Below are 13049 nucleotides of genomic sequence, written 5' to 3' on the forward strand. Positions count from 1 at the left end.
CTGCCATCAGATTATATTTTACAGGATATTAAAACCGAAGCCATAACAGTAAAACAGTTGGAAGAAATGAAAGCACTTGCAGGGAGCTATGAAGCGCTTTTTAGCAAACGTTCTAAACTTTACAAGGAAATGGATTTAAAAAACCAAAAACTTGAAGAACGCGACTATAAACACTATATCTTGGAACATTATACCTTTTTAAGCAGACCTGTAATTATTGTTGACGGACAAATTTTTATTGGGAATTCAAAAAATACCGTTGAAGCTTTGAAAGTTGCAATCTCACAAAAATAAATTAGAGTGTAAATGTTATCTCAATAATAACAAAATTGAAAATATACTTGACTATTTTAAAATATAATAAAATTTATAAAAACACGTTAAGTTAAACCCAAATCAATATAAACAACAATGAAAACAAAATTAAAATTATTCGGATTTGCAATGTTTTTAACCCTAATGTTTGCAATGCCTTCGAGTGCTGTATGCCAAGAAAAAAGAAACGGGCCTCCACCATGGGCTCCTGCGCATGGTTACCGCGCAAAAGTTAGACATGTTTATTTCCCAGATTATAATTTCTATTATGATTTACAAAAAGGAGTATACATATATCTCGGTAAAAACGGTTGGCAAGTAAATGTTAATCTACCATCACTCTTTGGCAGCATAAATTTGAAAAACACCCTAAAAGTAGAATTAGATTTGAGTACCGATACCCCTCAAAAATACAATTCAAGTCATATAAAAAAATATAAATCCAAAAAAAAGAACAATAAAGAAACTTCTTCAAAAGGAAACGGAAATAAAAAATAATTCTTTATTAGTTAAGGATTGAATCCTGTAAAAACAGATAAAGCACTTACATTACTGTAAGTGCTTTATCATTTCTCTATAGACTAAAATAACAAGTTAAATAATCAGTTTTTTTGAATTCATTTTTTTTATTTTTTTGGTAGATTAATTTATAGTATAAAAACTGCAACCTTATATGCAACCTTTTTTATAACAAAAACTAGGCAAGTTGGTATTTAAAAGAAAAAGTACAACACGATTATAACAACACGTATTTCTAAGAAAATATTATCTCTAATAAGGTTTGAAAACTGAAGTTATAAATCTTTCAAAACCTAAATAAACAGTGACTCCACCAAGACTCCCTTCGACTCCGCTCAGGGTAAACTTCTCGTCATTTTAATGATTTAGATAAAAAATTTAATTAGCTATTTATATTAGGAAGTACAAAAGTTAGTGACTCCATCAGGATTCGAACCTGAATCTAAAGTTTAGGAAACTTTTGTTCTATCCCTTGAACTATGGAGCCTAAAACTAAAAAAGACCTACATGTAAATGTAAGTCTTTTTCTTGTTAACTTGCTCCCCCTCTTGGGCTCGAACCAAGGAGAGTATATTGTTGTTATTCAACTGTTTGACAACTTGCCAACTTTTATAGTGACCTTTTTGTATGCCGTTCAATGCTGATTTATTACAAATGTTGTGATATTATTTCTGCATAAGCTCTTCCATAAGTTGCTCTAGATTTTTCTACAATAGCAACATTATTAGCCTTTAAAAATACATCTAAATTTTTACCTCTTGTACTTCCTGACAGATGTAAAAATGGCAATACCGGAACAGAATAGCCATCAACTACTTTCAAATGTGTTTTTGTTTTTTCTAAGTTTTGCGATAATTTAGGGGAACGCTCTCCTGTTAATTGTGAATATGCAATTCCTCCAAATGTAATAATTATATCAGGCTTTAAAAATTCTATTTCACTATAAATGGTTTGTCTTAAACATTCTTTAAGCTCTCTATTACCCGAATTGTACACATAGCTTCTAACCTTGGAAGCTCCTTTGTTTACATAAAAAAAAGTTTTGTATATATCAGTTAAATAAACAAAATGCTCAGACTGTAACTGATTTACGAATGCCCAATATGCATTTTTTTCTTTATGATTGTCCTTAAAATGTAATGCATAAGGTGTACTTATTATCACGTCATTTTTTCTATCTGATTGTTTAAAATCGGATTCGGCTCTCAAAGGATCAATACCTACAACCATGATTTTTTTATTAGTTGCATTTAAATCACCAAACCAATAAGGTAAGTCAACACCTAATAAATAGGCTTCATCTGGAATGCTTTGATTGTCTTTATTAACTAAATTACTATTGAAAATATATTTATCAGAAGGCTCATTATTAAACCACTTACTATACAGCCCTTCAAAATTTTCATCCGTTAAATCAATTACATCTGCTTTAATTTTATTAATAATAAAACCTTGTAAGTCTAATTTGGTCATAAAATTATTTGTTGGTTAAACAGCTCCTCGTTGATATAAATGCTCTTGAAACCCTATAAAGGTATTTCTTATAGAAGGAATATCTCCTAATTGTGTTTTTGCATCTGCAAGAGCCTTGTATTTCAGAATTAATAAATCACCCAACTTTTCATCATCTAATTCCTCAACACCCACTTTTACATATTGGTCTAACACAAAATTTAAGAACTCCTGTTGTGCAGGGTTATAGTCATTAAAATAGATTTTAGCACGGTCTGCTCGGGTTGTTCTGGGTATCATACTTACACTATAAGCTACATGAGATAACACATCATATAAGTCGCTATCTTCCCCATGTACTAGCTTACGTAATTCATCTAATTGCGTAGTAGAGTATCCTTTTTCAGATAGTGCTTCTAGTAGTTTTTTACGTGTACTTGGTAAGCTCCAAATTTTACGCAATTCTTCTTCATCTTTAAACAAAGAAGGCATGTCACCAAACAGTGCTTTAATGAATTGTTCCGCGGAAATAGGTGTACCTTCTGGACTCCAAAATGATGTTTTTATCATGGAATCTATCTGTAACGATTTATATTTGGAAAGTTTAATTTTTACAATACCTGTTCCTTCCCTTTCACAAACACAAGGGTCATTATCACAAACATAACAAGTAGGTTCTGGTTCTTTTGAGCACTGACATGGTTTTTGCCCACACGTACTGCATATTCCAGAATTTCCACCTCCTGTTGGTGTTACGGGGTCTATAGGTTCACCATCCCACTCTGGGTCTTTAAAATGCTCATGTGCCTTGACAAAATCGTATATGGTAAAATAATCTTTATTATCAAACAAACGTGTGCCACGACCTACAATTTGCTTAAATTCAATCATGGAATTTACAGGACGCATTAATACAATATTCCTTATTTCTGGAGCATCTACCCCTGTACTTAATTTTTGAGAGGTGGTTAAAATGGTTGGAATACTCTTTTCATTATCTTGGAAATCCCTTAAATGTTGCTCACCTATTTTACCATCGTCTGCTGTAACTCTATGGCAATAATTTGGGTTTTTGCTTGTAGCATACTGATTTATTAAATCTCTTACGGCTGCTGCATGGATTTGAGTAGCACAGAACACCAAGGTTTTTTGGTTCTGATTGATACTATCCATAAACAGTTTTACACGGTATTCTTCTCTTGCCTTAATTTCTATAATACGGTTAAAGTCTGCTTCGGTGTATTCACGACCTTCCTCAATATCTCCAGATTCAACTTCATCATCTGAAGTGTATTGGTAAGTATCTAAAGTGGTGCTAATTTCCTTGACTTTAAAAGGCGTTAAAAACCCATCATTAATACCCGCTTTTAAGGAATAAATATATACAGGGTCACCAAAGTATGCATAGGTATCGCCGTTAATATCCCGTTTTGGTGTAGCAGTTAAACCCAATTGTACTGCCGGTTTAAAATACTCTAAAATAGCACGCCATGTGCTTTCATCTTTTGCTCCGCCTCTATGACATTCATCTATAATAATAAAATCAAAAAAGTCTTTAGGATACTCCCCAAAATATGGCGAATCATCTGGACCAGACATAAAGGTTTGAAATATGGTAAAAAAGATATTCCCATTGGTAGGCACCCGCTTTTTCTTTTTAATTTCTGAAGGTGCTATGCGTACCAACGCATCTTCTTCAAAGGCATTAAAAGAATTGAAAGCTTGGTCTGCTAATATATTTCTATCTGCTAAAAAGAGGATTCTTGGGCTTCTAGTTGCATCACGCTTTAAATTCCATTTGGAATGAAACAGTTTCCAGGCTATTTGAAACGCAATAGCTGTTTTTCCTGTACCTGTAGCTAAGGTTAATAAGATTCTATCTTTCTTTTCTGCAATAGCATCCAACACCTTGTTAATGGCGTTTTCTTGGTAGTAACGTGGTTGCCATGTACCACTTCTATCCTCAAAAGGAACAGCAAAAAAACGTTCCTTCCAGTTAGCAATCTCAACTTTATAATCTTCTTTTGGGGTGGGATAGGTCATTTCCCAAAGTTCTTGAGGCGTTGGGTATTTAGACACATCGCCTTCTGTACCCTCCTGCATATCTACCCCATAAATTTTTAACCCGTTTGTAGCGTATGTAAACCTAATATTTAAACGCTCGGCATAATCTTTTGCTTGCCCCAAACCATCTGTATAATACAAATCTCGCTTTTTGGCTTCTACAACACCAATACGTTTGTTTTTATACTCTAAAATATAATCTGCAAATAATGCTTGTTTACGCTTGCCTTGACCAATTAAGCGCCCTTTTGTAATAGGATGCTCTAAACGTAAACGACTGCCTTCTACAACACCCCAACCTGCCGCATGTAGGGCTGGTGTTATTAAATCGTGTTTGGTTTGTGCTTCATTCATGGGCTATCAATAAATTTACAACCACTTTTATCATCATATCCATATCATTAGGATTACTTTGGGCAATCATTAATGTAAGGGCAACTAAAGTATTATCAGTGACTACTTTGTTTCCGTTAGGTTTATAAAGCAACTTATTTCGCTCTAAAAACCACACAAATAAAAAGGCTGCAATACGTTTATTACCGTCTGTAAACGAGTGATTTTTTATCACAAAATACAGCAAGTGCGCTGCTTTCTCTTCGGTAGTTTTATAGAGGTCTATCCCATCAAAGGTTTGGTATATATTTTCAAGCGAGCCTTTAAATGAATCGTCTTTTTCTTTACCAAATAACCCTTCAAATTTTGTTTGCTTCCCTAGTTCTTCAATGGCTTTTTTAGCTTCGGCATATTCAATTTTAACAATCTCAGCACTTTCCTTTTCTGGTAACTGCAACCTTTGGTGGTCGTAATCATCTAATAAGTCTAAAGCTTTGGCATACCCTGCAATTACTTTTATTAAACCTTGTGCTTCATCATTTTCTAAATGATACTCTGAAATAACATGTTCTTGCAACTCAATAACTTTTTTAAGTTCTTGAAGCTGTTGGGTTTTTTCCTTTAGAAGTTTTTCGTTAACGGCATACCCTTTTACTAAATAATCTTTTAAAATAGTATTTGCCCATATTCTAAATTGTGTACCTCTAACCGACTTTACCCTATATCCTACAGATATAATAACATCTAGGTTATAATATTTTACGTTTTGTGTTTGAGTTTTCCCTTTAACAGCACCGTGTTTAGTGGTATGTGCAAAATCTGCACACACCTCTTCTTCTTTTAATTCTCCTTCTTTAAAAATATTTTTTATATGACGCCCAATAACCGTACGGTCTCTTTCAAACAATGTTGTTAATTGTTCTTGATTAAGCCATACCGTGTCTTTATCAAGCTGAACGGATACTTCAATTTGATTGCTGCCCGATTGGTATATAACAACGTTACTCATATAAATTTTTTAACTACAGCGTAGGCTAGGTAGTTGCTTTTCTTTCTAACTCTTTGTGTTGAACTTGTGCCATTTTTGCACGAGTTGCCACTTTATTTTGATAAATTACTATTTGGTTTTGTGCATTCATACCAGCACCTCTTTATTTGTTAACTCGCCTGCAAAGGCTTTTTGTAATATGGATTTTTTGAGTTCATCCAAATTCAAGAGTTTTTTATCATATACTTGAACGATCTCTTGTGTTTCAGTTAAAAATCCTTTAAAAATATTTAATAATTTTTGCTGTTTGTCAATGGATTTTGGATATGAAAAAACAACCTGTTTAAGAGCTGCGCCATTGAAATGCGGTTGTGCTGCTCCAGAAGATAAGTCATTTGCTTGTTGCCAGTAATAACCAGATTTTGAAAAGTACCAGTATAATTCGTTTTCAATTTTTTCTTGAAAATTTATTCTTATAAGATATGAAGCAAAAACTGAAGGTTCTACATTATTGTGTAGAAGAACTTTTGCAAAAGTTGCTCCAGTTCTTGCCATAAGCAAATCTTTATCTTTTAAAATAAATTTTTCTGCTTCTTTTGAATATTTTATATACTTTTTATCTTCAGAAATAAGCTTTCCATTATTGTCAATATCTGTAATTCTAACATACCTATAGTCTCCTTCGGTTGTAGATTTGTCAGTATAACCATATTCAACAGATGCTATTTCACCTAACTTTTTCTCTTCCCAATCATCTCCTTTTTTCAAAAAAACAGAATCAAGCTTAGATTGAAACAACTCCTTGGCATTGTCAATATTTTTCTCAATATTGGCTTTGGCTTGGTCTATGGCTTTAAATGCCTTATCTAAAATGGCAACGATTTGTTGTTGTTCTTGGAGTGATTTTGGATAAGTGATTTTAACCTCTCTGATTTCTTGTAAATGCAAGTTTGGCACACCAACTCCTTTTAACCTAGAATTGAACTGTTCCTTGGCAAGTGGTGAATTAATAAAATACAACATGTATTCAGGAGTTATTTCATCAAGAACTCTAATATGAGCTAAACTAACATAGATATCAAATACTACATCTCTATCAACCATCGCTGCAACTCCTGTAGTTCCATTTTTAGCCAATAAAATATCACCAACTCTTGGAGCAACACGTTTGTGCATTTCAAAATGTTGAGCTTCATCAATATATTTTATGTTGTCCCAGTCAATTTTTCCACTTGTAACGTTTTTTGAAGAAAGAAAAATAACGCCTTCGTCAAAATACTTAGGAGTTTGATGAGTTCCATCAGTAATTTTATCACATACCTCTTTTAATTTTTTAGATTTCCACCCCTCTCTCATATCAACTCTTTAATAGATTTCAGAATGGTATTGGTTTCCAAATCCAAACGCTCCATTTCCGCTAAAATAACTTCAGGGGTACGCAATGGTGCTTCTTCTGGTGTGTTTGGGTTTTTAACGCTTAAATCAAAGGTGGTTTCGTCTATATCTGCCATGTTTATATTCCAAGACTGTTCTGTTTCAGGGTTGGTTTTTTGTAAGCTAACAAAGGCTTCTAAATCATTATCATTTAAAGGATTGGTTTTACCCATATTACGCCCTGGGTCTAACTGGTAATACCATATTTTTTTGGTAGGTTCTCCTTTTTGAAAAAACAAGACCACTGTTTTTACGCCAGCCCCTAAAAATGTCCCACCAGGCATATCTAAAATGGTGTGTAGGTTGCAACTTTCTAAAATAAGTTTACGCAGAGCTACAGAGGCATTATCGGTATTACTTAACACCGTGTTTTTAATAACAATGGCTGCACGACCTCCTGTTTTTAAGCTCTTTAAAAAGTGCTGCATAAACAAAAAGGCGGTTTCGCCTGTTTTAATATCAAAATTTTGCTGTACTTCTGGGCGTTCTTTACCTCCAAATGGTGGATTGGCTAGAATAACATGGTAACGGTTCTTTTCTTGAATGTCGCGTATGTTTTCACCCAATGTATTGGTATGGATAATATTTGGGGCTTCTATACCATGCAGAATCATATTCATGATACCTATAACGTAGGCAAGATTCTTTTTTTCCTTACCATAAAAGGTAGATTCTTGTAGTGTTTTAAGGTTGCTCGTGGTTTTATCCATGCGTTCGTACATGTACTCGTAGGCTTCACATAAGAAGCCACAGGAGCCTGCTGCACCATCATAAACTGTTTCTCCTATTTGTGGATTCACCACTTGAATCATGGCTCTAATAAGCGGTCTTGGGGTGTAGTATTGCCCACCATTTCTGCCTGCATTCCCCATGTTTTTAATCTTGGTTTCATATAGGTGACTTAACTCGTGCTTATCGGTGGTGCTACGGAATGGTAATTCATCGGCATAACCCAAAATTTCACGTAAGTTATACCCACTTTGTATTTTGTTTTTAAGTTCTGAAAAGATTTCACCTATTTTATATTCTATGGTTTGAGCATTATCTGCCGTTTGTTTAAAACTTGCTAAGTACGGAAACAACTTACCATCTACAAACTGCACCAAATCGGGTCCTGTTAAGGCTACGTGGTTGTCTAATTTTCCATCGGGACCTTTAGGCATTGCCCATGTGTTCCAACGGAATTCTTCTGCTAAAATGAAGTTATATTCTTGTCCTTTTAACGCTGCTTCATCTGCTTTGTCTTGTTCCAACTCATCTAAATACCTAAGGAACAACACCCAAGAGGTTTGCCCTATGTAATCTAACTCGCTATCGGCTCCTGAATCTTTATAAAGGAGGTCATCTATATTTTTGAATGTTTGTTCAAACATGTTTTGTAATTATTTTATTGTCTAAAAATAAGAAAAGGTAGCTATTAAACTACCTTTCTTTTTATAATTTTATAATTGGTATTTCCAGATATACCCTCCTGTCCTTTCCCGTTCACCTCGGCAACATCTTGAAATACATGTTTTTGATATTCCAGTAAGTTTGGAAGCTTCGGCCACAGATTTATATTTTTGTAAAGTACGCCCATCTAAATCCATTTGCATTACGGGTTTCCTCCTTCCATCTTTAAAATTCATCGGGTAAGTAGAAGAATAAGACCAAATATACCCTTTGCAGGTTTTATTTTGACCTAAACATGCGTTTCCAATGCTTGTTTTAGCGGCACTAACTGCATTAGCTGCACTTTGTAAACTATCAAAAGAATTTACTAGACTACCATCTTCGACAGAATATTGGTAAACAGTTTTTTGAATACCTCCACCAGAGTCTGAATTATAGCCATTTGCTTTGCTATCATATTGTATAATATATTCTTTTTCTTTTTGTGCTAATTCATCAGATGAATAAGCTGTATCAATTTGGGTCCAAATAAAAGCTTCGGGACCATAAGTCCCGATAGCTTCTTGAAATTGACCTTTTTCATGCCTATTTGCACGTTCCTGGTGGTCAAGTTTACGTTGATGAATACTATTTTTAGTTACACCAACATAAATTTTTCCACTTTCCTTGTGGGTCACTTTATAAATAACACCTTTATTTTTCATCTTCATCTTTTTCAACGGTTTTTAAAATAAATGAGTAATCTCCACCTGAAGACTTATCATGATATTCAAGGTTGTTTTGACTAGCAAATTCCTTCTGCCATTTCGTTAATTGATGTGATGTAATACCACTATGTTCTGGATATTTTTTTATAAAATCTTCATGAAAAGCTCTTTTATCAATCCATGTGTCAAGTTCAATACCCTTCATGAAATCAACAAATTCCATACTTGTATTCGACACCAATTTGTTTTTCACAAGGTTTATTGCTTCAGGTATAATTAAACCCTTATCCAAGTATAACTTGGCGCAATTCATCATCAGTGTGTCAAAATAATTCCATTGCTCTTGATTCCAATCATCAAAAAAGTGAAGTCCAAAATCATCTATAGGCTGATGATTTTCATTGTAATGGTTCGCTATTTCAAACTCACAGCGCCTTCTTTTATCAGTTGACCCACCAGTACCTTTTACTGGATAATTACTGCTGATAACAATTTTAGGTGCATCTTCAGGGCTGATATAGAATTCATCTTGATATTTCTTCTCAACAGACACGCCCGAAGTAATCATTGAATATAAAGTTTCCAAACTAAAGTCACGTTGAACGTCATCATATCTGATAACATCTGTGGTGTTAGCTATCCGCTGGTTTTTAAACAAGCTTTTCGCTTTAATATTCTTGCCATCCACGCCAACTAACTCACGCATTTTCCCAATGGCTTCCGTGATAAGTGTTTTACCTGTTCCGCCATGAGCTTGTCCGTCAAAGCTCATGTTTTCATCAAGAAAAATAATTGCTTTTGTAATGGACTTATGATTGTATCGGTGCAGTAAATAACCAATTACAGACTTTAAAGCTTTAAACCTATCATCATTTTGCCCCGCTAAATTGTACAAAAAGTTTTCAAAATCTGATTTATCACCTTCAGCTATTATATAGTCTCTGTCTAAAATTCTAGACTCCCATATTTTATGTGGTAAATCCTCGTACTTGACCAATTCAATTCCACTTTTAGTAATTTTTACTCCGGTGTTCTTATAATAGAACCAACATTCATCTTTTGGATCTTTGTCAATTGGTATAATAACAGTATCAAGTAGATTGAGTTTTGTCCTATTAATATAGTTTGAAACTCCTGTTGAAAATGTTTCTAGTACTTCCATCTCATTGATGGATTTTAGATACTTTTTAACATAATCGATCATTTCATGATCTGGAGCCTCTGAAACTATATTGTTCGTAACTCGCACAACACTTTTGCCATTCTTCGTTGTAGTTTTAAAAAACCCTCCTTTTTGTAAAAATTTAATTAATCTGTACTGATTAATTTTTAATTTCCCTCTTGCATCTGTAGTCCAAAAAACAAACTTTTTTTTATGCCCATCTGCATCATTGTTTTTATTCATTATTAAAAATTTAATTAAATTCACCTTGCTGCTTTGCAACATAGGGTTCTATAACTTATTAGAACAATGCGAAAATACTCCTTTAAAAGGGCTGATTTTTAAGATTTTAAAAAGTGTAGTATGGATTTAGTACGACGTTGATTTAGTTGACTAAACAGCAGTTAATACCTAAAAAAAAGAAAGGAAAAGAAATATGGGAATGTAGTATGAAATCAGTACAATTTGAGGTTAAACTATCATTTTTTGAAAATATCACGGACAACCAATGTGTCTAAAAGAGTTCTTGTATTAGATGTGATTTTATATATGTTAAGGTCTCGAGAAGAAATTGGTTTTAATGTTTTGTTACTTATCTGGACAAAACACTTTACGCCTATTTTCCATTTAGAACTTTTATTATCATAAAAATTTAAGTCTGGTCTATTAATTAATTCAATAAAATATTTAAGTTGGGATGTTTCACCTATCCACCTTATTTTATTATCAATTTTTTTATTTTGAAAAACCTTATCAAAATCTTCAAACTTGGTTTCGGAACCAATTAAATTATTTGCTAAAAGGGTTTTATACAAATTTCTTATTGAATCATAACCAGAGGCTCCGTCTCTATATTTAAAAGAGCTATTTGTTTTATCTGCTTTATCTTGGTGTGAAATATATTCTCGGGAAAGTTTATCTATAAATTTCTTGAATTCATCAACATAAATTGATGTTTCTGGATTTTTGGAGAACTTTTTCAACTTATCCAAAAGATAATTTCTAAATGAATTTCCGAAAGCTAATTTGTCCGTTAATGCTTCATATGATAAATATTCATATTCAAAAACTTCTTTAAGGCAATTTAAATCTTGCTTAAAACTTGAAAGCTTATAATGTTCTAATTTATGAATTTCTTTAGATTCCTGTTTATCACCTCCAGCATTAATACCAAAAGAAACTGTGTACTCATCATAATTCACCCTTTGGTCTAAAGGCGGGATTTCCATCCCATTAAACTCATAATATTGTTCATTGAACTTTATCCTTAATTCATTTGAATTAAAAAACCTATCTAACTTATTTATATTGTCAATTAGTCCCAATTACTATAGATATTAACTTTTAGTAAAGCAAAATACTAATTACTATTTTAAGAATATCAATATGAACAAAAAAAACAGTAACGTTTTAGCTATTATTATTTTTAAACTGAAAGTTTTATTATTTATAAAATCTACTAAAAAAGTAGGTGTTTTGGATTAGTAGAGAAAAAATTAAGTGTGAAACCTAACCTTTTCTTCTACTTTTCCAGTGCACAAATAACGTTTTCAGTGGTCTTTTTTAAAGCTGAGACCGTCTCAAAAGTTGGGTATCAAAATACAGCACAACAGCTTAATCAATCAAAATATCAAAATAATAATAGTAATAAGCACTGCTATCAATTACAAATACAGTCTTTAACTGCATAGTTACTTTCACTGCTTCAACCCAAACAATCTGCCCTTCAAATAATGACCCAACTGACCTTAATACGACCACTTTAAAAGGACAAAACAATTGTTTGAGCAAGTTATTCCACGTCACTATATAGAGCCATTCTGAGCTACTATATTTAAGCTGCTCTGCCAAGTCTTGTCTATCCATTCCATTGTTTAAAATTTAACGAAATAGCTATTAGTTCAAGAACCAATTTTCTGTTTGATTTTGCATTGAGTTACCAATATTAAGTGCAAGTTCATGCGCATTAACACTTCTTCCTAAAAATGTATCTATATATGAAGATTTCACACTGCCTGTTAGCAAATTAAAAACCTTCCATAAGCTTATACTGCCATCTGCTTCTCTTGCAAAATTCTCATCTTCATAATACCCTTTAGCTACGGCATTTATTTGCCCATCATTTAATAATAATTCTGGCACACCTTTCTTTTCATGCTTAGGCAAGAAATTATACATTCGACATCTACCTAATACTTTAGCAAATTGCTTTTCACTCAACTTGATTTCAGATAACAGTTTTAAAGAATTTAGATGATTTTGCATTTCATAACCTCCGATTAAATCCATTATTTTGGTTTTGAGTTCATCTACGGAGGATGCTCTTAATTCTTCTACTAAACCATCTGAACTTAAGCACATATTCGTGCATACTGAATTTAAAAAACCAATTCCTATTTTAAACTTTTCATAGCTTTTATAGCTATAAAGGTTTTCTTGATTATATGATCTCACTGCAATAATTGATAAATTCAACCTGTTTCCATTTATTACCTCTGAAATGCTTGATACATCTATTTTAAACATCATTCTCTCAAAATATTGAGTCTTTTCATGCTCCAATAATTCCTTTACAGGCTTACCTATTGCAGAAGGCACACGTCCCATAACTTTATGGCTTACTCTCATTTCTGGGTTTGATATATTCTGTCCTTCAAATATTGCTCTTACGCATTCTTCAGTA

General features: G+C 33.0%; 12 protein-coding genes and 1 tRNA gene. 2 read left to right on the top strand and 11 right to left on the bottom strand.

The features are described 5' to 3' along the window. Together ABYI63_RS16270 and ABYI63_RS16275 are read left to right on the top strand one after the other, a co-directional pair. On the top strand, positions 1-294 hold a 294-nt coding region (locus ABYI63_RS16270; RefSeq protein ID WP_372757879.1), incomplete at its 5' end, for an arsenate reductase family protein. Between the two features lie 117 nt (positions 295-411). Continuing rightward, entirely contained in the window at positions 412-813 is a 402-nt protein-coding gene (locus ABYI63_RS16275) for a hypothetical protein (RefSeq protein WP_372757881.1), read from the top strand. A 436-nt stretch (positions 814-1249) separates the two neighbouring features. Here the strand turns inward: ABYI63_RS16275 and ABYI63_RS16280 are convergent. The 11 genes from ABYI63_RS16280 to ABYI63_RS16330 form a co-directional block, all read right to left on the bottom strand. Then, positions 1250-1321 (bottom strand) — tRNA-Arg (locus ABYI63_RS16280). A gap of 161 nt (positions 1322-1482) precedes the next feature. Further along, entirely contained in the window at positions 1483-2307 is an 825-nt protein-coding gene (locus ABYI63_RS16285; protein WP_372757883.1) for a uracil-DNA glycosylase family protein, read from the bottom strand. A gap of 15 nt (positions 2308-2322) precedes the next feature. After that, positions 2323-4704: an EcoAI/FtnUII family type I restriction enzme subunit R gene (gene hsdR, locus ABYI63_RS16290; protein WP_372757884.1), complete on the bottom strand. Its 2382-nt coding sequence runs from the start codon at positions 4702-4704 to the stop codon at positions 2323-2325. Beyond that, positions 4697-5692, bottom strand: a complete 996-nt coding sequence (gene rhuM / locus ABYI63_RS16295) for a RhuM family protein (protein WP_372757885.1) — start codon at positions 5690-5692, stop codon at positions 4697-4699. The genes hsdR and rhuM overlap by 8 nt, the downstream gene beginning before the upstream one ends. Before the next feature lie 126 nt (positions 5693-5818). Next, positions 5819-7027, bottom strand: a complete 1209-nt coding sequence (locus tag ABYI63_RS16300; RefSeq protein WP_372757887.1) for a restriction endonuclease subunit S — start codon at positions 7025-7027, stop codon at positions 5819-5821. Next, complete coding sequence (locus ABYI63_RS16305; RefSeq protein WP_372757889.1) at positions 7024-8478, bottom strand: N-6 DNA methylase; 1455 nt, start codon at positions 8476-8478, stop codon at positions 7024-7026. Before ABYI63_RS16305 ends, ABYI63_RS16300 begins: the two co-directional genes overlap by 4 nt. Before the next feature lie 69 nt (positions 8479-8547). After that, positions 8548-9201: an NUMOD1 domain-containing DNA-binding protein gene (locus ABYI63_RS16310; protein ID WP_372757890.1), complete on the bottom strand. Its 654-nt coding sequence runs from the start codon at positions 9199-9201 to the stop codon at positions 8548-8550. Beyond that, entirely contained in the window at positions 9191-10609 is a 1419-nt protein-coding gene (locus ABYI63_RS16315) for a hypothetical protein (protein WP_372757891.1), read from the bottom strand. The genes ABYI63_RS16310 and ABYI63_RS16315 overlap by 11 nt, the downstream gene beginning before the upstream one ends. 236 nt (positions 10610-10845) lie before the next feature. Continuing rightward, a complete protein-coding gene (locus ABYI63_RS16320) occupies positions 10846-11691 on the bottom strand; it encodes a hypothetical protein (protein WP_372757892.1) in 846 nt (281 codons plus the stop codon). A 289-nt stretch (positions 11692-11980) separates the two neighbouring features. After that, entirely contained in the window at positions 11981-12232 is a 252-nt protein-coding gene (locus tag ABYI63_RS16325; RefSeq protein WP_372757893.1) for a hypothetical protein, read from the bottom strand. A gap of 30 nt (positions 12233-12262) precedes the next feature. Next, on the bottom strand, positions 12263-13049 hold a 787-nt coding region (locus tag ABYI63_RS16330), incomplete at its 5' end, for a DUF3871 family protein (RefSeq protein WP_372757894.1).

This window comes from Mariniflexile sp. (assembly GCF_041583155.1).
GTDB lineage: Bacteria > Bacteroidota > Bacteroidia > Flavobacteriales > Flavobacteriaceae > Mariniflexile.